Origin of the sequence: Blautia sp. MCC270, from assembly GCF_018785605.1 — a bacterium.
In the GTDB taxonomy this organism is placed as follows: Bacteria; Bacillota; Clostridia; order Lachnospirales; family Lachnospiraceae; genus Blautia_A; species Blautia_A fusiformis.
Window position 1 is genome coordinate 56672 of record NZ_WQQD01000003.1, and the last position, 25215, is coordinate 81886.

20 protein-coding genes and 2 riboswitches are annotated in these 25215 nt (G+C 45.9%); all 20 genes read left to right on the plus strand.

All coding sequences use genetic code 11. The annotated features are described in order from the left end of the window. Positions 1-87 precede the first annotated feature (87 nt). Positions 88-915: a ComEA family DNA-binding protein gene (locus tag GPK58_RS00970; RefSeq protein ID WP_129974578.1), complete on the plus strand. Its 828-nt coding sequence runs from the start codon at positions 88-90 to the stop codon at positions 913-915. Between the two features lie 10 nt (positions 916-925). After that, positions 926-1615, plus strand: a complete 690-nt coding sequence (locus GPK58_RS00975) for a response regulator transcription factor (protein ID WP_015525979.1) — start codon at positions 926-928, stop codon at positions 1613-1615. Between the two features lie 3 nt (positions 1616-1618). After that, positions 1619-3049 carry a sensor histidine kinase gene (locus GPK58_RS00980; RefSeq protein ID WP_022426407.1) on the plus strand — a complete coding sequence of 477 codons (1431 nt, stop codon included), beginning with the start codon at positions 1619-1621 and terminating at the stop codon, positions 3047-3049. Between the two features lie 10 nt (positions 3050-3059). Beyond that, positions 3060-4007, plus strand: a complete 948-nt coding sequence (locus GPK58_RS00985) for a GerMN domain-containing protein (RefSeq protein WP_215638068.1) — start codon at positions 3060-3062, stop codon at positions 4005-4007. A 44-nt stretch (positions 4008-4051) separates the two neighbouring features. Next, a complete protein-coding gene (locus tag GPK58_RS00990; protein ID WP_252195735.1) occupies positions 4052-6331 on the plus strand; it encodes a DNA internalization-related competence protein ComEC/Rec2 in 2280 nt (759 codons plus the stop codon). Positions 6332-6420: 89 nt separating this feature from the next. Beyond that, positions 6421-7800: an NAD(P)/FAD-dependent oxidoreductase gene (locus GPK58_RS00995; protein ID WP_110103334.1), complete on the plus strand. Its 1380-nt coding sequence runs from the start codon at positions 6421-6423 to the stop codon at positions 7798-7800. 319 nt (positions 7801-8119) lie between these two features. Next, positions 8120-8294, plus strand: a riboswitch (cobalamin riboswitch). 162 nt (positions 8295-8456) lie between these two features. Next, entirely contained in the window at positions 8457-9749 is a 1293-nt protein-coding gene (locus GPK58_RS01000) for a sirohydrochlorin cobaltochelatase (protein ID WP_015525974.1), read from the plus strand. Between the two features lie 121 nt (positions 9750-9870). Beyond that, entirely contained in the window at positions 9871-10770 is a 900-nt protein-coding gene (locus GPK58_RS01005; protein ID WP_173758558.1) for a hypothetical protein, read from the plus strand. Beyond that, the gene (locus tag GPK58_RS01010; RefSeq protein ID WP_195656109.1) at positions 10767-11912 is read left to right on the plus strand and encodes an ABC transporter substrate-binding protein; all 1146 of its coding nucleotides are present in this window, start codon (positions 10767-10769) and stop codon (positions 11910-11912) included. The genes GPK58_RS01005 and GPK58_RS01010 overlap by 4 nt, the downstream gene beginning before the upstream one ends. Positions 11913-12008: 96 nt before the next feature. Next, positions 12009-13028 (plus strand): FecCD family ABC transporter permease, encoded by a 1020-nt coding sequence (locus GPK58_RS01015; protein ID WP_044961544.1) that lies wholly within the window; start codon positions 12009-12011, stop codon positions 13026-13028. A 3-nt stretch (positions 13029-13031) separates the two neighbouring features. Further along, entirely contained in the window at positions 13032-14135 is a 1104-nt protein-coding gene (locus GPK58_RS01020) for an ABC transporter ATP-binding protein (RefSeq protein WP_059086806.1), read from the plus strand. Between the two features lie 245 nt (positions 14136-14380). After that, the gene (locus tag GPK58_RS01025; protein WP_129974572.1) at positions 14381-16084 is read left to right on the plus strand and encodes a DUF1002 domain-containing protein; all 1704 of its coding nucleotides are present in this window, start codon (positions 14381-14383) and stop codon (positions 16082-16084) included. Between the two features lie 232 nt (positions 16085-16316). Then, a complete protein-coding gene (locus GPK58_RS01030; protein WP_059086808.1) occupies positions 16317-17519 on the plus strand; it encodes a class I SAM-dependent rRNA methyltransferase in 1203 nt (400 codons plus the stop codon). A 74-nt stretch (positions 17520-17593) separates the two neighbouring features. Then, on the plus strand, positions 17594-18007 hold the full coding sequence (locus GPK58_RS01035; protein ID WP_015525969.1) for a hypothetical protein: 414 nt from the start codon (positions 17594-17596) through the stop codon (positions 18005-18007). Position 18008: 1 nt separating this feature from the next. Beyond that, positions 18009-18857, plus strand: coding sequence for a DUF5685 family protein (locus GPK58_RS01040; RefSeq protein ID WP_015525968.1), 849 nt, complete (start codon positions 18009-18011; stop codon positions 18855-18857). After that, on the plus strand, positions 18851-19498 hold the full coding sequence (locus tag GPK58_RS01045) for a J domain-containing protein (protein ID WP_015525967.1): 648 nt from the start codon (positions 18851-18853) through the stop codon (positions 19496-19498). The genes GPK58_RS01040 and GPK58_RS01045 overlap by 7 nt, the downstream gene beginning before the upstream one ends. Before the next feature lie 193 nt (positions 19499-19691). Continuing rightward, the gene (locus GPK58_RS01050; RefSeq protein WP_015525965.1) at positions 19692-20678 is read left to right on the plus strand and encodes a diaminopimelate dehydrogenase; all 987 of its coding nucleotides are present in this window, start codon (positions 19692-19694) and stop codon (positions 20676-20678) included. A 273-nt stretch (positions 20679-20951) separates the two neighbouring features. Next, a complete protein-coding gene (locus GPK58_RS01055) occupies positions 20952-22442 on the plus strand; it encodes an N-acetylmuramoyl-L-alanine amidase family protein (protein WP_227588551.1) in 1491 nt (496 codons plus the stop codon). Positions 22443-22725: 283 nt separating this feature from the next. Then, entirely contained in the window at positions 22726-24186 is a 1461-nt protein-coding gene (locus tag GPK58_RS01060; protein ID WP_110104064.1) for a C40 family peptidase, read from the plus strand. A gap of 232 nt (positions 24187-24418) precedes the next feature. Beyond that, positions 24419-24588, plus strand: a riboswitch (cobalamin riboswitch). Positions 24589-24855: 267 nt separating this feature from the next. After that, the gene (locus GPK58_RS01065; RefSeq protein ID WP_173723397.1) at positions 24856-25143 is read left to right on the plus strand and encodes a cysteine-rich small domain-containing protein; all 288 of its coding nucleotides are present in this window, start codon (positions 24856-24858) and stop codon (positions 25141-25143) included. Positions 25144-25215: the final 72 nt, after the last annotated feature.

Here is a 25215-nt window from a genome sequence, read left to right on the forward strand (position 1 = left end):
TAATACTTCGTTAAAATAAGGTATGGTTTTGCATGAGTAATGGGGCACCTGCCGCCACATCGGCGGAAAGGAGTGAACCGCCTACCTATGAAAATAAGATCACATATCAGAAGTGTTCGGTTTGTTTTTTCCATATTTTTGTTACAGATCCTGGCAGGGCTGACAGGCTGTAAGGATGACGGAACAGAATTTCTGGAGAAAGAACTGGTGCAGGAAGAAAGTACGGAAGCATCCGAAATGGATGCAGAGCAGGAAGAACCGAAGGATACGGAAAGTGAAGTATCCGGGAAGGCATCCGCAGGGGCTGCGGCAGATATATCACAGAAGAAACAGAATGAGTCTGCGGAGGAACCGGCTTCGGAGGTTGAAAAACAGCTGCCGGAGATCTCAGACACCCCTCAGACCATTTATGTAGATATATGTGGAGCAGTGACCAGCCCGGGAGTCTATGAGCTTCCATATGGCAGCCGTGTTTTTCAGGCTATCGAGCAGGCCGGAGGATATCTTCCGGAAGCTGCGGCAAGCTATCTCAACCGTGCTAAGGGACTTTCCGATGGACAGCAGGTTTATGTGCCTACCCAGGCGGAGGTGGACAGCCAGCGGATCGCAGCTACCCAAGATGGATCGGAAGTCACAGCAGAAAACAGTACCGAAACGGCGAGCGGACAGAAATCCGCCGGAGAGGATTCCGGTGAAGCTGAGACTGCATCTTCCACAGAGCAGAAGATCGATCTGAACACCGCTGATGTATCCCAGCTTACTACTCTCACAGGTGTAGGGGAGTCCAAGGCCCTGGCGATCATCGCTTACAGGGAAGAGAACGGTCCCTTTACTTCAGCAGAGGATATCATGAATGTACCAGGCATCAAAGAAGGAACCTATGAGAAGATAAAGGATAAAATAGCAATAAAGTAAGGAGCGCTAAATGAGCAGGAAAGTATTGGTAGTAGATGATGAGAAACTGATTGTCAAGGGACTTCGCTTCAGTCTGGAGCAGGACGGAATGGAAGTGGACTGTGCCTATGACGGAGAGGAAGCACTGGAAAAAGCAAAAGCAGGAGAGTACGATATCATCCTTCTTGACCTGATGCTTCCAAAAATGGACGGTCTTGAGGTATGCCAGCAGATCCGTGAATTTTCCAATGTTCCGATCATCATGCTTACAGCAAAAGGAGAAGATATGGATAAGATCCTGGGTCTGGAATACGGAGCTGATGATTATGTCACCAAGCCTTTCAACATCCTGGAAGTCAAAGCCCGCATCAAGGCGATCATCCGCCGTGCAGGCAGCAAACAGGACAAGCAGGAGAAGGCCAAGACTGTGGAAGTCGGAGAACTGAAGCTGGACTGCGAAGGACGCCGCGTATTTATCTCCGGAAAAGAGATCAACCTCACAGCCAAGGAATTTGATGTGCTGGAACTGCTGGTATTCAATCCGAACAAGGTATACAGCAGAGAAAATCTTCTGAATATCGTATGGGGCTATGAATATCCGGGAGATGTCCGTACCGTAGATGTACATATCCGCCGCCTGAGAGAAAAGATCGAGGCCAATCCCAGTGAGCCGAAATATGTACACACCAAATGGGGTGTGGGCTACTATTTCCAGGCATAACCTGTGAAGTTCAAAAAGAACGGCAAATTTTTCAAAAGTCTCCGCTTTCGTATTCTGATCATCCTGATCATACTGGGAATCGTACCGAGTGTCATCGTAACGGAAATGGTCATTGCCAACTATGAAGATCGTGCCATTGCCAACCGTGTGCAGAGCATGGAGAACATCTGTGACATCATGTGCGACCTGCTGATCAAGGAGAATTATCTGAATGACACCAGCTCTCAGACGGTGAACAGCAAGCTGGAATTACTGTCCAACAGCTATGGTGGCAGGATTCTCATTGTAGACAGGGATTTCAGGATCATCAAGGATACCTATGGCGTGGATGAGGGCAGGACTCTGGTTTCCCAGAAAGTATTGAACTGTTTTAAAGGAGAAGATGCCTACCAATATGATTCTGACAGCCAGAAGCTGATCCTGGCAGTTCCGGTAAAAAGTCCGGATGTAAAACAGGTGCAGGGTGCCATGATGATCATGGCATCTTCCAGTGAGGTGACAGCAACCATCCATGAACTGGAGCAGAAAGGGATTCTGATCATCGGTATCATTGTAGTGCTGGCCATTTTTCTGGGTTATATTCTTTCCACGATCCTGGTGAAGCCATTTGCTAGGGTAACGAAAGCAATCGAGGACCTTACAGACGGATATCAGAATGAGGAGATCTCGGTACCGGATTATACAGAGACAGCTTTGATCACAGATGCATTTAACAAGATGCTTTCTAGAATGAAGACGTTGGATGAATCCAGACAGGAGTTTGTATCCAATGTGTCTCATGAGTTGAAGACACCTATGACTTCAATGAAGGTTCTGGCGGATTCGCTGGTAGGACAGCAGGGGGTTCCGGAGGAACTGTATCAGGAATTTCTTTCTGATATCACAGAAGAGATTGACAGAGAGAACAAGATCATCACCGATCTGCTCTCCCTGGTAAAAATGGACAAAAAAGCAGCAGATATGAATATCAGTAATATGAATATCAATGAGCTGCTGGAGAATATTCTAAAGCGTCTCCGTCCTATTGCAGATCAGAGAAGGATTGACCTGATCCTGGATTCGTTCCGACCGGTAACCGCAGATGTGGATGAGGTGAAATTTACCCTTGCCATCAGTAACCTGGTCGAAAATGGTATCAAATACAATGTAGATGAGGGATGGGTCCGCGTAACACTGGATGCGGATCATAAGGATTTCTATGTGACAGTTGCAGATTCCGGCCTGGGAATACCGGAAGATTCCATTGAACGGATCTTTGAGCGTTTTTATCGTGTGGATAAATCCCATTCCAGAGAGATCGGCGGAACCGGTCTTGGACTTGCTATTACAAGAAGTTCTATAGCCATGCATCATGGGATCATCAAGGTATCCAGCAAAGAGGGCGAGGGAACCACATTTACCGTGAAGATCCCGCTGTCCTATATCCCGTCCTAGGAGGTACAGCATGAAAAAAACGATTTTGATCATCTGTGTGGCCGCTGCCTGCATCCTTTTTGGTCTGGTTGCTTTCATAGGATTGTCGGGAAGAAATAAAAACGAAGAGCAACAGTATAGATTTTATTATATCAACAGCGATGAAACGAGACTGAAAGAAGAAAAATATACTCCGGAGAAGGAAACAACAGAAGTGATGCTGCGCAATTTTTCCGAGAGTCTGAATAACCGTGAGACCCGGGAAGACGGAATCTCACTTTTTCCGGATGGGGTAAAGATTTCTTCTTATTCCATACAGGATGGAGTCCTGAACGTAGAATTCAATGAGGCCTATGATAAAATGTCACGTACCAGGGAACTTCTGGTGCGGGCAGGTATAGTGAAGATCTTTTTACAGGTTCCAGGAGTAGATTCTGTGGAAATCTATGTGGGTAAAAAGCCGCTGACAGATACCAGGGGTGAAGAAGTGGGAGCCATGAACAACGACACCTTTGTGGAGTTTTCCGGGTCCGATGGGGATGTGTACAGCTATGACACCTTTACTCTGTATTTCACAAATAAAAACGGAGATAAACTGGTAGCGGAACAGAGAAGTGTCCGCTACAGACGAAATCTTCCGAAAGCTACGGTGGTTCTGGAGCAGCTTGCAAGAGGTCCGCTGGAAAAAGGACATTATCCTACAATACCGGAGAATTCAGAGGTACTTTCCCTGACGAGAGCAAACGGAATCTGCTATGTGGATTATAATTCCGTATTTCAGGATTATGCGCTGGATGTTTCGGAACAGGTTGCCGTGTATTCGGTGGTAAATACGCTGATCGCGGCAACAGATGTGGACAAAGTTGAGATTTCCATCGAAGGAAACAAGGAAGTGACCTTTGGCCAGAATATGCAGCTTTATAAGTTCTATGAATGGAACGACAGCCTGCTGGCACACACAAAGGCTAAAAAAGAATAGAAAAAATAAAACATTTCAAAATATCAGAAAACGGGAGAACATTTATGGCGAAAAGGCCGATGTGTCTTTTGTGTTTTCTTATGGTGCTGAGTCTTGGCGCACTGGAGCTTATGGGGATTCCTCTGATCAGGGGGAATCCCCTTCCGTTAAATGTGCAGGAGCAGATTGAAGCGCACCCTGGTTCCATGATCTGCGGGGAGGTGGAACAGTATGAAAACACAGAATTTTCCCAGTCTGTTTATCTGAAAAAAACATATCTTATCCATCAGTCAAAAAAATTTCCAATTGAAAATGTAAGAATATTTCTCAAAAAAGAAGAAGATCTGAAACCGGGAATGCGGATCCGGGTCAAGGGAACGCTGAAAAGAGTGGAAGGTCCTGCGAATCCGGGGGGCTTTGACAGCCAACACTTTTACGCCTGTCGTCATATTTATTATTTTATGAAGAACGCTGTGCTCCAAAAGAAAACAGCAGTGTATTCCGGCTACAGGCAGCTCCTTTTGGAGATAAAAGAAAGCTGCAGACAGATCCTGAAGGAAACTGCAGGAAAAGATGCGCCTGTTTTTTGTGCCATAACGCTTGGAGACAAACAGGAACTGGATCCGGAAACACAGATGCGATATCAGCTGGCCGGAATCATACATATCCTTGCCATCAGCGGACTTCATATCAGTATTCTGGGAATGGGGCTTTACAACCTTCTAAAGAAGATGGGACTGGGAATCTGGCCTGCCGGGATTTTTTCTCTGGGAGTGATGCTGCAGTATGGGATCATGACCGGAGGGAGTGTTTCCACCATGCGTGCAGTAACTATGTTTCTGATCGCCATGGGAGCCAGGATCACCGGACGGATCTATGATATGATGAGTGCTCTTTCCGTAACTGCCATGATGATTCTTGTGGAATCTCCGGTCTATCTCCTGGATAGTGGATTTCTTCTGTCCTTTGGCTGTGTTCTGGGAATGGGGCTCGCTGCGGAAAAGATCTGTGCCCTTGCAGGAGCGGAGAAAAAATGGACAAAGGCACTGGTAAGTCCTATAGCTCTTCAGCTTGTGACTCTGCCGGTGATGCTGAAGTTTTTCGGAGAAGTCTCTATTGCCGGATTTATCCTGAATCTGTTGGTGCTTCCAAGTGTGGGGGTAGTGCTGACTGGAGGAATGGCGGCGCTGCTGCTGGGAATTCTCAGTATTCCTGCGGCAAAACTGGTAATCCTGCCGGCAAGGGTACTGCTGCTTTTTTATGAATATCTCTGCAGTCTGGCAGGAAGATCAGGATGGAGTACCTGGATCGGAGGGGAGCCGGAAATATGGCAGATTGTGGTATATTATGGCTTTTTGATCATAGTCCTGTTTATGGGACAGTATATAAAAGAACAGCTCCGGAAGAAAAAAGCAGTCAGTGAGGAAATGGAGTTATCAGAGGAGCGGGCGGAAGCAGGTTGTTGGAAGCTATATGCTATCCGGATAACAGCCGGTATTTTTCTGGCAGTCGGAATCCTGATACTGGGATTTCATCCAGCAGGAAGTCTGAAGGTGATCTGCCTGGATGTAGGACAAGGTGACGGTATTCTTGTGGAGACCCCGGAGGATCATCATTTTCTGATCGACGGAGGAAGCAGCAGCCAGTCGGATCTTGGAAGATACTGCCTTTTGCCGGCATTGAAAAGCCAGGGGATTTCCTGGCTGGATGGGATTTTTATTTCCCATACAGATCAGGATCATATCAACGGTGTGAAGGAGCTTCTGGAATATATGGGAAAAGGTCTTACAACCATCCGGGCCGGATATCTGATCCTGCCTGCCTGGGCGGAAAGACCAGATGCATGGCGGGAGCTTGCAGAGGCAGCAAAAACAGCCGGAGTTAAGGTCGTGACAGCAGGAAAAGGGGATGAATTGCCTTGCGGCAAAGTATCTTTTTCTGTTCTGTGGCCGGAGAAAAATGCCACAGGAAAAGATGTGAATGAGGAAGCTATGGTGATGGAGTTGTCTTTTGGAGATTTTCAAATGCTTTTTACCGGAGATATCGGTGCAGATACGGAGAAAAAGCTTCTGGCAGCCGAGGGGCTTGAGGATGTTGACTGTCTGAAGGTGGGACATCACGGTTCCCGTTATTCTACCACAGAAGCATTTCTTGAGAAAATAAAGCCGGAAGTGGCGATCATTTCCTGTTCTTCCACCAACACCTACGGACATCCGTCACCGGAAACCGTAGAGCGGCTTAAAGAGGCCGGAAGTCAGGTGGAATACACCATGAAAAACGGTGCTATTACCGTGGAAACAGATGGAAAAAAGCTTAAGATCGGAAGGTTCCGAAAAAAACGGTGACTTTTGAACACGTTTGTTGTAAAATAGACAGGGTTTGTGCAAAAACAAAGTACTGAAAATGTGCAATACAAGATAAGGAGTTTTTATTTATGAAATATGATGTACTGATCGTAGGAGCAGGTCCCGGTGGAATCTTTGCGGCCTATGAACTGATGAATAATGATCCGGAGAAAAAGATCGCGGTTTTTGAAGCTGGTCATCCTCTGGAAAAAAGAAAATGTCCCATCGACGGAAAGAAAGTAAAATCCTGTATCCACTGCAAAACCTGTGCGATCATGAAGGGATTTGGCGGTGCAGGCGCTTTCTCCGACGGAAAATATAATATCACCAATCAGTTTGGCGGAACTCTGTACCAGCATATCGGCAAGGATACAGCCACAGAGCTGATGGAATATGTAGATAAACTGAACCTGATGCATGGCGGTGAAGGAACCAAACTTTATTCTACCACAAACAGCGAGATCCGTAAGCTCTGCCTTCAGAACGGCCTGCATCTTTTGGATGCATCAGTCCGTCATCTGGGAACAGATATCAACTATGTGGTGCTTCAGAACCTCTATGAAAAAATGAAAGACCATGTGGACTTCTATTTTGACGCATCTGTTGACAAAGTAGAAAAAACTGAAGACGGTTATGCAGTTTTTGTAGGAGATGAGCGTTACGAGGGAACTTACTGTATCATCTCCGCAGGACGAAGCGGAAGTAAATGGATGGAGACGGTATGTACAGAGCTTAAGATCCCGACTCTTTCCAACCGTGTGGACATCGGAGTCCGTGTGGAGCTTCCGGCAGAGGTTTTCAGCCGTCTGACAGATGAGCTTTATGAGAGCAAGATCGTTTACAGAACTGAGAAGTTTGAGGATATGGTCCGTACCTTCTGTATGAACCCGCGAGGTGTTGTCGTGAATGAAAATACCAACGGTATCATCACAGTAAACGGTCACAGCTACGAAGATCCGGCAAAGCATACCAACAATACAAACTTTGCCCTTCTGGTATCCAAGCATTTCTCAGAGCCGTTCCATGACAGCAACGGATACGGTGAGAGCATTGCAAGACTTTCCAATATGCTTGGCGGTGGTGTTATGGTACAGCGGTTTGGAGATCTGATCCGCGGAAGACGAAGCACAAAAGCCCGTATTGAGGAAAGTTTCGTAACACCTACACTTTCTGCGACACCGGGAGATTTAAGTCTTGTTATGCCGAAACGTATCCTGGATGGCATCATCGAGATGATCTATGCTCTGGATAAGATCGCACCGGGAACCGCAGATGATGATACTTTGCTTTATGGCGTTGAGGTTAAATTCTACAACATGGAGGTCGAGATCGACGAAAATCTGGAAACCTGCCACAAGGGTCTCTTTGTTATCGGAGACTGCAGCGGCGTGACCCATTCTCTGTCCCATGCATCTGCCAGCGGAATCTACGTAGCCAGATACCTGGAGCAGGAGTATTTTAACAGATAAACTGCAGAGCAGTTTATCTGTTATGAGCAAGTAGCAAAGCGGATTGCGAATATCTGATGTAAGACAGTCCTTTTCTGATATCAGGGTGATGACAGAAAGGGGCTGTTTTTTATGCAGGATATGCATGAATATTGGAGAAAGTATTCTGATAATAACTGACAGATACAGGGAGAAAACCGGTTACTGTTCACTGGTAATATTTCGTGAGGTGTTTTTTGTGAGCGAAGATCACAGAAAACCGTGAATCGTCTGACATCAATCTTGACAAATTTGTGAGTTTGTGGTAAAAGTTAGATAACCAGGTAAAAGAAAATATGTGCAAATGTTATAATGATAAGGTTGCATCCAGTCGGATGTGCAAAAGAGAATCCGGTGAGAATCCGGAACGATACCGTCACTGTGAAAGGGGAGCTGCTTTTACAACCACTGGGAGACCGGGAAGGGAAAGCAGCGTGGAACCAAGTCAGGAGAACTGCCTTATTGTGAGATTCAGGGATTCGCGGTTTACGAATCGGTATTCTCCATAACAATACAGAACTTCTTTTTATGTATTTGTATTGCGCAGAGAATCATGTGTGAGCAGGCGGCCGCAGAGAGCTGCTGCTTTTTTGTACATATCAGTATTCTGGAAATACATGAAAAGAGGACAATGAGAAATGAAAAGAAAAACAATGTTAGCTCTGATGCTCGCAGTTTCCATGACATGCTCTATGGGTGCGGCTACAACAGCAATGGCAGCAGAGGATTCTGCTACAGAAGAGAACGCTGAGGCAGCTGATACCACAGAGGCTTCTGATGCAGATCAGGAAGCAGCAGATAATGTAGCAGCTCTGATCGACAAGATCTATGTACAGGAAAGAAACGACACAACAGATGAGGACTGCAAGGCAGCCAAAGAAGCATGGGATGCTCTGACAGATGCTCAGAAAGAACTGGTAGAGGGTGAGAATGCAGATCCGGATTATTTCGGACGTGACACAGGAGATGCTTCCAAGGACGATCCGCGTAACCAGGATGAGATCGGCGAGAATGAACTTCTTGTTGTAAGCTTTGGTACTTCCTTCAATGACAGCCGTGCAGAGGATGTCAAGGGAATCGAGGATGCTCTTGCAGAAGCTTATCCGGACTGGTCTGTAAGAAGAGCATTTACAGCACAGATCATCATCAACCATGTAGAGGCAAGAGATGATGAAGTGATCGATAACATGCAGCAGGCTCTTGACCGTGCAGTAGAGAATGGTGTTAAGAATCTGGTTGTACAGCCTACTCATCTGATGCATGGTGCTGAGTACGATGAGATGACAGAAGCGATCAATGGCTATAAAGATAAATTCGAGTCTGTAGCTATCGCAGAGCCAATGCTCGGTGAGGTTGGAGACGATGCAACTGTGATCAATGATGACAAGAAAGCCGTTGCTCAGGCAATCACAGATACGGCTTGCAAAGAGGCCGGATTTGACAGCATGGATGCAGCAGCTGAGGCTGGCACAGCATTCGTATTCATGGGACATGGAACATCTCATACAGCTAACGTTACATACGATCAGATGCAGACACAGATGGAAAACCTTGGATTGAAGAACGCATTCATCGGTACTGTAGAGGGTAAGCCGGAAGATACAGCCTGCGACAAGGTTATCGAGAAGGTAAAAGAAGCAGGATACAAGAACGTTGTTCTTCGTCCGCTGATGGTTGTTGCCGGAGACCATGCAAATAACGATATGGCCGGTGATGAGGAGGATTCCTGGAAGAGCCAGTTTGTAGCATCCGGAAACTTCGATAAGGTTGACTGCCAGATCGAGGGTCTTGGAAGAATCGAAGCAGTTGAGAAGCTTTATGTAGAGCATACAAAGGCAGCCATCGATTCTCTGGGAAGCACTGAGGAGTCCGCAGATTCTGATGCAGCAGCAGATACAGAGGCTGATTCTGCTGAGGAGTCCGCAGAATAATAAATATAAAAATATCTGAGTGAGTTCAGATACCTATAAGAAATCAATGTAACTGCCCGGAAAGATCAGGAAGACTGTTTTCCGGGCAGATTGCTGTATCTATGGAAGGGAGAAGATTATCATGAAAAAACGCTATGTAAACTTAATTCTTGCAATGGCAAGTGCATCAGTCCTGGTGCTGGGCTCTGTGCCTGCGATGGCAAAAACAGATGAAACAAAAACAGAGTCCGGTGAGGAAGCAGAAGCTTCCGAAGAAAAGGATACAGATGCAGCCAAAGCAGATACCCTGGAAGATGGCGTTTATACAGCAGAGTTTGAGACAGACAGTAGCATGTTTCATGTAAATGAGGCCAATGACAAAAAAGGAGAGCTCACGGTCAAAGATGGTAAAATGACCATCCACGTAAGTCTGGTTTCCAAGAAGATCGTTAACCTGTTTGCGGGAACTGCCGAGGATGCCCAGAAGGACGGAGCAGAGATCATTGAGCCGACCACAGATACAGTGAAGTACAGCGATGGTTATACAGAGGAGGTTTACGGATTTGATATCCCGGTACCGGCCATTGGTGAGGAATTTAACGTGGCGATCCTGGGAGAAAAAGGCAAATGGTACGACCATAAAGTCAGCGTAAAGAATCCTGTAAAAACCTCTGACGACAAAAAATCCGAAGGGAAAAAACCGGAAGAGCTGAAGCTGGAGGACGGAACCTATGAGACGGATGTAACCCTTACAGGCGGAACAGGAAGAGCATCTGTAGAATCTCCAGCTAAAGTAGAGATCAAGGGCAAAGAAGCTACGGCAACCATCATCTGGAGCAGTCCGAATTATGATTACATGATCGTGGACGGCGAAAAATATGAGCCGGTGAACAAAGACGGAAACTCCACATTTGAGATCCCGGTCACAGTCTTTGACGCAGAAATGGAAGTGACTGCAGATACTGTAGCCATGAGTACTCCTCACGAGATTGAGTATACCCTGAATTTTGATTCTTCAAGCATGAAAAAGGAAGAAAAATGAAAAAAATAATTTCATACATATTTCTGACGCTGACCCTGATCCTGGGGTGTGCTTTTGCAGTGCAGGCAGCAGAGACAGAACATAAGCCTGCGGATATTCCAGGCCTTACCTTTGACCACAGTATGGATCTTTCCTACGCAAAGGAATTTAATGTGGATTACTACAACGATGGCTATGCGCTGCTCACCATTGATCAGGAAGGACAGTTTCTTGTAGTTCCCGAAGGCAAGAAAGCACCGGAGGGGCTGGATCCTGACATTGCGGTTCTGCAGCAGCCCATAAACAATATCTATCTGGTAGCAACCTCGGCCATGGATCTTTTCCGCGCTATCGACGGGATTGACAGCATCAAGCTTTCCGGAACCAAGGAAGACGGATGGTATATCCAGGAAGCAAAGGACGCCATGGAACAGAAAAAGATGATCTATGCCGGCAAGTACAGTGCTCCGGATTACGAGCTGATCCTGAACGAGGGCTGTGACCTTGCCATTGAATCCACCATGATCCATCACAATCCGGAGGTACAGGAGAAGCTGGAGCAGTTCGGGATCCCTGTAATGGTAGAGCGTTCCAGCTATGAGAGTCATCCTCTTGGAAGGACCGAGTGGATGAAGCTTTACGCAGTTCTTCTGGGAAAAGAAGATGTAGCAGAAAAGGTTTTCAAAGAGCAGACGGACAAGCTGGATAAGGTTCTCACAGCAGATAAAACAGATAAGACCGTGGCGTTCTTTTATATCAACTCCGTAGGTGCGGTAAATATAAGAAAAAGCGGCGACTATGTTTCAGAAATGATCTCTCTCGCAGGAGGAAATTATGTTCCGGAGGATACGGGAGTAAATGACAATGCTCTTTCCACCATGAATATGCAGATGGAAGAGTTTTACGCCAAGGCGAAGGATGCAGACTATATCATCTATAACAGTACGATTGACGGGGAACTTAAGACCATTGATGAGCTTCTTTCCAAAAGTAAGCTTCTTGCAGATTTCAAGGCAGTGAAGAACGGAAATGTCTGGTGCACAGGCAAAAATCTCTTCCAGGAAACTACCGGACTTGGAACCATGATCGAGGATATCCACACCATGCTGACTACAGATGATGATTCTCTGGATGATCTGACCTATATGCATAAACTGAAATAAATTCCAGTGTTCTTTTTAACTCCTTTGCCGGTTTCCACCTGTGAGCAGGAAACGAAAGGACAGGATAACAAAACAGAAGAGGAGTGTACCAGAAAAATGAATGACAGAAAACGCGCAGTCCGATACGGGATCTCTTTTGTGATCCTTGCGGTACTTTTAATCTTTTTATTTATATGGAATGTAAATTCCGGAAGTATCCACCTCTCTGTGAAGGAGATCCTGAATATCATATTCCGGCATCAGGGAGATGAAACTTCTTATAATATCGTCTGGGAGATCCGTCTTCCCAGGATACTGGCAGTGATCATCCTTGGCGGAGCACTTTCTGTTTCCGGATTTTTGCTGCAGACCTTTTTTAACAATCCTATCGCGGGACCCTTTGTACTGGGAATCTCTTCCGGTGCCAAGCTGATCGTGGCGCTTCTGATGATCTTTTTTTTAAGCAGATCGGTGTCCATCGGTTCCGGCGCCATGATCCTGGCTGCTTTTGCAGGCTCAATGATCTCCATGGGCTTTGTGCTCCTTGTGGCAAAAAAAGTCCACAACATGTCCATGCTGGTCATCAGTGGTGTTATGATCGGCTATATCTGTTCGGCCATCACAGACTTTGTGGTGACCTTTGCAGATGATTCCAATATAGTCAATCTTCATAATTGGTCACTGGGTAGCTTTTCCGGTATGACCTGGGGGAATGTGCAGACTATGGCTGCTGTGGTACTTCTTACTATGGTGATCGTATTTTTTATGTCAAAACCGATCAGCGCCTATCAGCTGGGGGAGACTTACGCGCAGAATATGGGAGTTAATATCAAGGCTTTCCGGATACTTCTGATCCTGCTTTCCAGTATTCTTTCTGCCTGTGTGACTGCTTTTGCAGGGCCGATCTCCTTCGTGGGGATCGCTGTGCCTCATATTGCAAAAAGTCTCCTGAAGACTGCCAAACCGCTGCTTGTGATCCCGGCCTGTTTTCTGGGCGGTGCAGTGTTCTGCCTGTTCTGTGACCTGATCGCAAGAACTGTATTTGCACCGACGGAGCTGAGCATCAGTTCTGTGACAGCAGTTTTCGGAGCACCGGTAGTTATCTATATCATGATTCGCAGACAGCAGAGGATATAAACGATGAAATCATATTTTTTTTATACAGATCAGCTGACCGTAGGCTATGATGGAAAACCGCTGATCAAAGAAATCAATATTCAGCTGAATAAAGGAGAAATCCTGACACTGATCGGTCCCAACGGTGCCGGAAAATCTACTATTTTGAAGAGTATCACAAGACAGCTTTCCCTGATCAGCGGAACGGTATATCTGGAACAGGAACAGATGAGCCGGATGACCAACAGGGAAGTGTCAAAAAAACTGGCTGTAGTACTTACCGAGCGCATGCGACCGGAGCTTATGACCTGTGAGGATGTGGTATCCACCGGACGATATCCCTATACCGGAACTCTCGGGATCCTTTCCGCAGAGGACAAGGAAAAAGTTAAAAGTGCCATGGAGATGGTTCACGCCTGGGATCTGAAGGACCGGGATTTTACAGCTATCAGTGACGGACAGAGACAGCGTATCCTTCTGGCACGCGCCATCTGCCAGGAACCGGAGATCATTATCCTGGATGAACCGACCTCCTTCCTGGATATCCGGCATAAGCTGGAGCTTCTTGCCATTTTGAAGAAGATGGTATTGGAAAAACAGATGACGGTGATCATGTCCCTTCACGAGCTGGATCTTGCCCAGAAGATTTCTGACCAGGTGATCTGTGTTCATGGAGATCACATTGAGAAATATGGTGCACCGGAGGAAATCTTTACTTCCGATTATATTCGGAAGCTTTATGGCATCACCCGTGGAAGCTATAATGCAGAATTCGGCTGCGTGGAAATGGAACCTCCGGCCGGAAAACCGGAGGTGTTTGTGATCGGAGGAAATGGAAGTGGGATTCCGGTATATCGGAAGCTGCAGCGACAGGGGATTCCTTTTGTGACCGGAGTTCTCCATACCAATGATGCAGATTATCAGGTGGCAAAAGAACTGGCTGCAAAAGTGATCACGGAGAAGCCTTTTGAATGCATTTCGGAGTCTGCCTTTGAAGAAGCACTGGAGTTCATGGGAAAATGTGAAAAAGTGTACTGTCCGCTGAAGGATTTTGGTATCATGAATGAAAAAAACCGGGAATTGTTGAAAAAAGCAAAAGAAACCGGAAAATTAAACCAGATCAGATAAGTTCTCTGGGAAAATGAGAAAAGCAATAAAACGCTGTCAGAAATGAGTGATATAATTTCCGGCAGCGTTTTTTATATAATATAAATTACAAATATTTCAGCAGCTGTGTTATAATGTGACAAGAACGACAGATCGTGAAGCGCTCGCATTCGTGGAGATGTAAGTAACGAAGAGGAATGTCCGCTTTACACCGCAAAAGTTAAGTAGATACAATCGATCCGAAAAAATATATGGAGGGAAGATCAATGAAAAAAAGAAACATGATCGCAGCTCTGCTCTGCAGTGCATGCCTTGTGGCAGGAAGTGTAAATCCCGTATTTGCAGATGCATCGAAGGTAGTAACACTTGGAGCAGATCTTACGGATGCTCAGAAGCAGACAATGATGAAATATTTTAATGTAAGTTCCGATCAGGTGCAGGTGATGACCATTACAAATGAGGATGAGCATAAACACCTGGATAATATCGCACCACAGTCCCAGATCGGTTCCAGAACTTTGAGCTGTGCCTATGTGAAGCCTACACAGTCCGGCGGGATTAAGGTCCGCACAGCAAATCTGAACTGGGTGACAGGTAATATGATCGCAACGACACTTTCCACATCCGGTGTGAAGAACTGTGAAGTAGTTGCTGCCTGCCCGATGGAAGTATCCGGAACAGGCGCACTTACCGGCATCCAGATGGCATATGAGAAGGCCAGTGGAGAGAAGCTGGATGAGACCAAGACGAAGCTTGCCAACCAGGAGATCGTAACCACCGGTGAGCTTGCAGATAAGGTTGGTAAAAATGAGGCGACAACAGTTGTAAACCAGTCCAAGATGGATGTGATCCAGAACGGAGTACAGAATGCAGATGAGATTCAGAATATTGTAATCAATGTGGCTGAGCAGAACAATATTTCCGTAAGCCAGGACGATATTGACAGGATCGTGTCTCTTCTGAAGCAGATCTCACAGCAGGATTACAATTATGATGATGTGAAGGAAACACTGGAGCAGGTAGATGCCAATACCACAGGCCAGACCTCTTCCTCTGATGATACGTTGGATGGCGAGAGCAGTGATGAAACCGTAGATGTGGATGCAGATTCTTCTGATGATATCGTCAACAATGTAAATGACAGCATTCTTGGTGACGATGTGATCCAGAGCTCCACAGAGGATCCGGGTCTTGAGGAAGAAACAGGAGCAGATTCTCAGGATACAAGCAATGAGACCGGAATCCCGGATGCTACCGACGACGGAACCTATAGCAATGAGGAAAGCTCGGACGAAAGCAGTACAGATGAAAGTGCATCCGACGAGAGCAGTACAGACGAAAGTGCATCTGACGAGAACAGCACAGAGGATAGTGCATCTGACGAGAGCAGCACAGATGAAAGCACTTCTGACGAGGCTGCATCCGATGAGACCGGAATCCCGGAGGCAACAGAAGATACAGAATCTTCAGAAAGTACAGAGGGCTCAGACCAGGCAGACAGTGCAGAAAACGATACTTCCGTGCTCAGCGAAGAAGCAAAGAACAATTATGACAAATTTGTCCTCTTTGTAAAAGGCGAGTATGAGGGAGATGCAGATTCCCTTCTCGCTGCAACGGAGGATACAGAGGCAGTGGCAACGGTAACACTGGATGAGCAGACAGCGAAGAGTGTGGCAGAAACTGTTGAGAAGGATTATTATGATATCCTGAAGGATGGTACAGAATCCTATGAGGCAGATGGTACAGAAAAATATCAGAGTACAGAGCTGAATATGATGGATCAGAAGCTGAAGAAGCTGTTCAGTATTGACAGTTCCCAGGAGGACACAGAGGCCACAGACGTGACAGCAGCTATTCTTGCAGATGTTCCCCAGGAAGATAAGCAGACACTTTATAAAGAAACCATGAAATATCTGGCAGGTCTTTACGGCGAGAACACGGACTCTTCTGAGGAATCCGCAGCAGAATAAAAGATTTACAGAAAAAGAGATAAAAAATACCGCAGCAGAGAAAACAACCTCTGCTGCGGTATTTTTTGTCGTGCCGGAAAGATATCATGAAAATTTTGTGATTTACGACAAGGATTTGTGTAAGCACTGGAAAAATGGATTTTTCTGTGATAAAATTGACCGTAAATCGGTTTTGTGGACTCATACATCGCAAACCGTGATAGGGAAACGAGAAAGGGAAAAGGTAGAATTTATGAGCCTGGCAGTAGTAACATTAAAAAAAGGCGAAGGCAGATTCCTGAAATCAGGAGGCCTCTGGGTATATGACAATGAGATCGCAAGCATCATGGGAAGCTTTGTGAACGGAGATATCGTTCTGGTCCGGGACTTTGACGGATATCCAATGGGAAGAGGATTTATCAACACCAATTCCAAGATCACAGTCCGTATGCTTACCAGAGATGAGCGTACAGAGATCAGTCCGGAATTTTTGAAACAACGTGTCCGCGACGCATGGGAGTATCGTAAGAAGGTAGTAGATACCGGAAGCTGCCGTGTGATCTTCGGAGAAGCAGACTTTCTTCCGGGTCTTGTTGTGGATAAGTTTTCAGATGTGCTTGTTGTACAGTCTCTTGCACTGGGAATCGACCGTCTTAAAGAAACGATCCTAGATGCACTGAAGGAAGTCCTTGCTGAGGATGGGATCCGGATCCGTGGAGTCTATGAGCGGAGTGATGCAAAGGTACGCCGCCAGGAAGGAATGGAACTTACCAAGGGATTTATCGGAGAAGAATTTCCGACACTTGTTCAGATTGAAGAGAACGGTGTGAAATATGAAGTAGATATCAGGGACGGGCAGAAGACCGGATTTTTCCTGGATCAGAAATATAACCGTCTTGCTATCCAGAAGCTCTGCAAGGGGGCGAAGGTTCTGGACTGCTTTACACATACCGGCTCTTTTGCCCTGAATGCGGGAATTGCAGGGGCACAGAGTGTTCTCGGTGTGGATGCGTCGGAAACTGCAGTCCTGCAGGCAAGACGAAACGCCAGTCTGAACGGCCTGGACGGAACAGTGAAATTCCTCTGTGAGGATGTTTTTGAACTTCTTCCCGAGCTTGAGGAGAAGGGAGAGAAATTTGATGTTGTGGTACTGGATCCTCCGGCATTTACGAAATCCAGAAGCTCTGTAAAAAATGCCATCAAGGGATACCGTGAGATCAATCTCCGTGCAATGCGTCTTGTAAAGGACGGCGGATTTCTTGCAACCTGTTCCTGCTCTCATTTTATGACGTATGAGCTGTTTACACAGACCATCGGTCAGGCAGCGAAGAATGTCCATAAGAGACTGCGCCAGGTAGAGTACCGTACACAGGCACCGGATCATCCGATCCTCTGGTCAGCAGATGAGTCCTATTATCTGAAATTCTACATTTTCCAGGTATGCAATGACCGTTAGGAACTGCCATCCGGATTTTTTTACGGAAATTTTTGGGCAGTGCCGTCTGGCAGTGAAAAGGAGATGCAGATCATATGAGAGACAAATTCAATAAATTTATGCAGGGACGTTATGGAGTGGATGATCTTTCCAGGTTCACCATGGGAGTCGCACTGGTTCTGATCATTCTGGCAATGTTTGCTAATATATTCAGCAGAACTGTCGGCAGCACCCTTGACATTCTCGGGGTCGCAGCAATCGTATATGCATATATACGTATTTTTTCCAGAAATATCCAGCAGCGTTATGCCGAAAATCAGAAATTCCTTCAGATGACGTCAAAGTTCCGTTTTCGCTTTAATAAAGAAAAGGATCTGATGAAGCAGAGAAAGACCCATCACATCTACAGCTGTCCGGGCTGCGGACAGAAGATACGTATTCCAAAGGGAAAGGGCAAGATCGAGATCGAATGTCCGAAATGCCACACAAAATTCGTAAAAAGGAGCTGACATGTTCGGATATGTGACCGTTAATAAACCGGAAATAAAATTCAAGGATTTTGATGTGTACCGTTCTTTTTACTGCGGTCTTTGCAGAGAATTGCGGGAGAGATACGGGATACCGGGACAGATCTCACTGACTTATGATATGACATTTGTGGTCCTTCTTTTAAGCGCTCTTTATGAACCGCCAACGAAGAAGGGAACCTCCAGGTGTGTGGTCCATCCGCTGAAGCCCCAGCCGGTGCGCAAAAATACAGTAACTGAGTACTGTGCGGATATGAATGTGATCCTTACCTATTACAAATGTATGGATGACTGGCAGGATGAACACAAACCACTGCGCTATGCATATGCAGGAATTCTGAAGAATTGCGGAAATATGCATATGTCCGCTTATCCGGAGAAGATCCAAAGGATCCGAAACGCACTAGAGGAGCTTTCTTCCCTGGAAAAACAGGGGGAAACCGATGTGGACCGTGTAGCCGGATGTTCCGGACGTATCATGGAAGAGATTCTGGCCTTCCGTAAGGATGTCTGGGAATCGTCCCTGCGCCGTCTGGGATTTTATCTCGGAAAATTTATCTACATCCTGGATGCTTATGACGATGTGGAAAAAGATGCAGAAAACGGAAATTACAATCCTTTCCTTGAAAAATATAAGATAGAAGGGTTCGAGGAAGAGGTACGTCGGCTTCTTATGATGATGCTTGCAGAATGCTGCAGAGAATTTGAAAAGCTGCCGATCCTCCGATACGGAGATATCCTTCGAAATATTTTATATTCCGGCGTCTGGTGCCGCTTTGCGGCGATCGGACAGAAGCGCAGGGAAGAACGGGAGAAAGAGAAAAAATGTTAGATCCATACAGCGTGCTGGGAGTTCCCAGAAACGCATCTGATGATGAAATAAAAAAGGCATACCGGAAGCTGAGCCGAAAGTATCACCCGGATGCCAATATCAATAATCCGAATAAGGATCAGGCCGAAGAAAAATTCAAAGAAGTGCAGCAGGCTTACGAGCAGATCATGAAAGAGCGTGAGTACGGAAGTAGTTCCCAGAATGGCTATGGCGGCTACGGAAATTACGGTGGTTTTGGAAATTACGGAAATGCCGGTTCCAGTGCCTATCAGGATGAGGAAAGTATGCGCAGAAGGGCGGCCGCCAATTATGTGCAGAGCGGTCATTTTCAGGAAGCTATGAATGTACTGGATTCTCTTGGTCAGAAAAATGGGGAATGGTATTACCTGGCTGCTATGGCAAATATGGGAATGGGAAATAATGTAACAGCTCTGGATCAGATTCGTGAAGCAGTCCGTCAGGAACCGGATAATATGCAGTACCGTATGCTGCTCCAGAGAATGGAAGGCGGTGGCGGCTGGTATCAGCAGCGGCAGGATCCCTTTGGGGGAATGCCGACTGCAGAAGGGGATATGTGTGATGCCTGCTGCAGGACCATGGCCTGTTTCATGTGCTGGCCGGGCGGCTTTTTCTGCTGCTGATGCAGGAACAAAGCGGTCATCGATATCCCGGAATTGAGAATCGGAATATCCTGAGGCAGCATATCCATATGTTTGTAAGGCGGATCCTGCAGATCCGTTTTGCGATATAGATCGCAGAGGGATTTTTCTGACAGAAATTCACAATGCTGTCCGGAAAATGTCATACTGCAGAGAAAAAGAGGAGGAAATCGTTATGAGTATAAGAATTGGTATTTTAGGTTACGGAAACCTGGGACGCGGCGTGGAGTGCGCCATCAAGCATAATCCGGATACAGAGCTGGTTGCAGTATTTACCAGACGTGATCCAGAGACTGTAAAGATCCTTACAGAGACCGCAAAGGTTTATTCTGTAAAAGATGCGGAGAAGCTGAAGGATGAGATCGATGTCCTGATCATCTGTGGAGGAAGTGCTACAGATCTTCCTGTTCAGACACCGGAGTATGTAAAATATTTCAATGTTGTGGACAGCTTTGATACACATAAGAAAATCCCGGAGCATTTTGCAAATGTTGACAAGGCAGCAGCAGAGAGTGGACATGTAGGAATCATTTCCGTAGGCTGGGATCCAGGAATGTTTTCTCTGAACCGTATGTATGCAAATGCGATCCTTACAAATGGAAACGACTACACATTCTGGGGCAAGGGTGTCAGCCAGGGACATTCTGATGCAGTCCGCCGCATCAAAGGCGTAAAGGATGCAAAGCAGTACACTATTCCGGTAGAAGCTGCACTTGAGGCAGTAAGAAACGGAGAAAATCCGGAGCTTACCACACGCCAGAAACATACAAGAGAGTGCTTCGTAGTTGCTGAGGAAGGTGCTGATCTTGCACGCATCGAGGAAGAGATCAAGACCATGCCGAACTACTTTGACGAGTATGATACAACGGTACATTTCATTTCCCAGGAAGAGCTGGACCGTGACCACAGCGGTATCCCGCACGGCGGTTTTGTGATCCGCAGCGGAAAAACAGGCTGGAACAATGAGAACAGCCATGTGATCGAGTACAGCCTGAAGCTGGATTCCAATCCTGAGTTCACATCTTCTGTGATCGTTGCCTATGCAAGAGCTGCATACCGCATGAACCAGGAAGGACAGAAGGGCTGCAAGACCGTATTTGATGTTGCACCTGCATATTTAAGTGCCCTTGACGGAGCAGAGCTTCGCAAAAAATTCCTGTAAGGATCTGTAACAGACAGGAGCAAAACTGCATAAAAGATTATATCCCCGGAGCATCGGTGAATATTTCTGATGTTTCGGGGCTTTTTTCTGCATAAAATCAACATTGGTAATACCTGGATGATGATTTTTCTGAAAGAAAAGGAAAGAGTTGACGGACCGTAAAGAATGTTATATAATATGGACGTAAAATTGTAACAAAATTGTAACGTTTACGATCAGTCGGACTTAAGAAATAGTAAATATCAATGATCTATCTATCAAAGGAAGGTATGTATGCGAAAATTAAGCAGAAAATGGAAACTCTGGGGACTTTTTTTTGTTCTGATGTTCTTTGCAGCCGGAGCAACTGTACATACAACGGCAACAGATGTACAGGCTGCGACCAAAAACGGCTTTAAAACAGAAAAAGGAAAGTCCTATTATTATCAGAATGGACAGAAGGTAAAAGGCTGGCTTACACTGAACGGGAAGAAATATTTTTTTAATAAATCCACAGGCGTGCAGATGAAGCGTTGGGCTAAGGATTCCAAGGGCAAACGATATTTTTATAATGTCAACGGTGCCAAGGGCTATATGGCAACAGGCTGGCTTACAGACAGTAAGAACAATACCCGCTATTTTAATCCCACCAGCGGATATATGACAACGAAATGGGCCACGATCAGTAATAAGAAATATTATTTTTACAGAGGCAGTGGTGCTGCAGCCAGAAGTGTATTCCTTACAGACAAGAAGAATGTGACCAGATATTTTACCAGCAAATGCTTTATGGCAAAGGGCTGGGCAACGAATAAGAAACAGCAGAAGCGTTATTTTGATCCAAACACGGGAGCTATGTATAAGGGCTTCAAGAAGATCGGCAGCGATACCTATTATTTTTACAGCAAGAGCGGCGTGATGGCTACCGGTTGGGTCACAAATTCCAAAAAAGGATATAAATATTATTTCGATCCGTCAACCGGTGTCATGGCTACGGGAACGAAGACGATCGATGGCAAGAAGTATACATTTGGCAGCAATGGTGTCTTGGATACCAACCCAAGCACTACTACAGCGACAAGCTCCAGGACTATCAAGAATTTCCTTGCCAATGCATTACTTCCGGTAGGAAAGACTCTTTACGTATGGGGCGGCGGCCACAACTGGTCGGATGCGACCAGAAAGGGCATCAGTCCAAAATGGAAACAATGGTATGACAGCAATTCCAGCTCCTATAATTACAGATATTATATGGATCTCAGTGAAGCTACAGAACAGAAGGGCCTTGACTGCTCCGGCTTTGTAGGATGGTCTGTATATCAGATCATGCAGAGCAGATCCGGTGGACCTATGTACACGGATGTTTCCGGAAATCTTGGATCTTTGTATTCCGGCAAGGGAATGGGTACCGTTGTTTCCCAGGCTCAGCTGGCAAGCTCAAACTGGAAGCTTTATCCTGGGGATATCGGATACAACAGCGGACATACCTGGATCGTTCTCGGACAGTGTTCCGATAAGAGTGTCGTGATCCTCCACTGTACACCGAATGCCGGCGTACAGATTTCCGGAACACCGACACCAAGCGGAACTTACGGAAGCCAGGCGATCAAGCTGGCAGAAACTTACATGTCCAGGTATCCTGGAGCCAGCAAATATGACTATCATGAATCCAGTGGTAACTATATCCGAAACGGTGCATACTTCAGATGGAACAGAAGCACTCTTTCCGATCCCAACGGATATCTGAACAAGACAGCCAATCAGATCCTTGCAGATCTTTTCTGATCAGGATATGCTGAAAGAAATTTATATGTAACAAATAGCAATAAGAAACGCGAGAGGAGAATCTGAGATAACCCGGGTTCTCCTTTTTTAATGTCAAAATCATTAATAAATGTTACAAAGTTTTAAACTAATTAATAGAAAATCCTTGCAATCCAAATAACACTGTGTTAATATATAAAAAGATTGAAACAAGATATTGCAAAAGTATTACAAAGAAAACCAACGAAGCGGATGGTCAGATCCGCTGTATTAAATTAGAATCAGATTGCGAGGGTGAACAGTCATGAAGAAAAGGATATTATGTCTGACACTGGCGCTCATCATCAGCGGAGCACAGGTAGTCAGCGTAAGCGCAACAAGAGAAGATGAGGCAGCACTTCAGCAGGAGATGGATGCGACTAACGAACAGCTGAATGCGACTTATTCCAGATTGGATGAGCTTTCCTCACAGAAGTCACAGATTGAAGGCGAGATTTCAACTCTTGATGCCAATCTTGTAAACGTGATGGTTTCGATCCAGACACTGGAGGGAGATATCTCCAATAAGGAAGCCGACATTGCATCTACACAGACCAACCTTGAGAAGGCCAAAAATGCCAAGCAGAAACAGTATGAGGCAATGAAGAAACGTATCCAGTATCTCTATGAGAAGGGTGGAGACGATGCATGGTTCCAGATGATGCTGAATGCAGAGAACCTGTCTGACCTTCTTACAAGAGCAGAGTACACACAGAAGACTTATGAGCAGGACCGTAAGAGTCTTGAAAAATATTCCAATACGATCCAGCAGGTGGCAAACCTGGAGGCACAGTACACACAGGAGAAGGCAGAGCTGGAGGGAATGAAGCAGGAATATGAGGCAGAGTCCCAGAACCTGCAGGCACAGCTGGATGAGAAGCGTGCCACATCCGCAGATTATGATAATGAGATCGCCTACGCACAGCAGCAGGCTACAGATTATGCAAACCTTCTTGCAGAGCAGACTGCAGAGCTTCAGAGATTAGAGGCTGAGCGTATTGCAGCAGAGGAAGAGGCAAGACGTCAGGCCGAGGCTGAAGCAGCAGCGAGAGCACAGGCTGAGGCAGAAGAGGAAGCAAGACGCCAGGCAGAGCAGGAAGCACAGCAGGATGAGGCAGACGAGAGCGAAGACGGACAGTACGATGAGGACGGCGACGTGATCGAGAATGCAGATGAGGATACTGCAGAAGATGACACCGAGGATGTGGATGAAGATGCAGACAATGGTGAGAATGATGATGCGTCCGAGGATACTGAGAATACAGAGGATAATGCAGACGCAGATTACGATAACAGCACAGACGCATCTGAAGAAAGTGCAGAGGACACATCTAATGCAGAGGATACATCTTCAGACAGTGACAGTTCTTCTTACAGTAGCGGTTCCGGATCTTCTGTTGTGAATTATGCTACACAGTTTGTGGGAAATCCTTACGTATGGGGTGGAACAAGCCTTACCAATGGTGCAGACTGCTCCGGATTTGTACAGAGTGTCTATGCGAACTTCGGAGTCAGCCTTCCGAGAACCTCCTATGAGCAGCAGAATGCAGGTACAGAAGTATCCTACGCAGATGCACAGCCGGGAGATCTGATCTGCTATGGCGGACACGTGGCTATTTACATGGGTAATGGCCAGATCGTTCATGCATCGAACTCTCAGGACGGGATCAAGATCAGCAATGATGCTACATACAGAACAATTGTATCTGTAAGACGTCTTGTATAATAAAAACGTACAACAGAAAATAAAAATACAGCAGCCCGACAGCAGTTTGTCGGGCTGTTTTTAACGTCGGAAAAAATACTGAAAAACCCATGGAACGGAGTGAACAGCAACAAAATATGCTCAAAAATGTATAAATATTGAAAACAGTATTGACATATAATTAACAGGATGTTATTATAATGTCAGTATAATTCCATATTGAACATAGCAAGTGCTGAGGATAGCTGACAGTTATATATTGATTATCAGAAGTCCACAGAAAAGGGAATCAGGTGTGAAACCTGAGCGATCCGGTCACTGTAACGGAGGAGCGAATTTCATAGTCCATTGTACGTATGTATGAGAAGGAGAGAGGAGCCATGATCCCGGAGCCAGGAAACCTGCTTGTTATGGCGAGGTTAAACTTCCGTGTAAAGTGTAACAACCATTTCAGGGACTCCGCACCCCTGGGACGTTGTCTACTTTTTTACGAGAGTAGGCATTTTTTTATGGAATGCGCCTGTTCATATGAATTATACATGATTAAATGGCAGGCGATACTACTCCGGATACATTCGTTCCCTCCGCGCACTCATGAACGGATTATATTTCTACCCCGGGGTGGCATCGCTACCTCTTTTTTATAGGAAAAAGTTATGTGTGGTTATGTCAGGAGAGGAGAAAAGAGCCATGGAGAAACCATACTGGGAAGGCAAAGAATACTCTTACTTCAGCCACAAAAACTGTGAGTATTTTCCGTGCCATAAAGGAGCAGATCCGGAGAACTTCAATTGTCTGTTCTGCTATTGTCCTTTATATGCACTGGGAGATAAATGTGGTGGTAATTTCCGCTTTACGGAAAGCGGGATTAAAGACTGCACCGAATGCAAGCTTCCTCACAGAAGAGAAAATTTCGGATATGTTACAGGTAAATATAGCGAGCTTGCGGAAATTGTACGGAAGCAGCGGGAAAAATAAAAAACAGGCCAGTTCAGATACAGGAAAATGTATATTCCTGTGTTTGAACTGGCCTGTTTTGTTTGGAGTGGA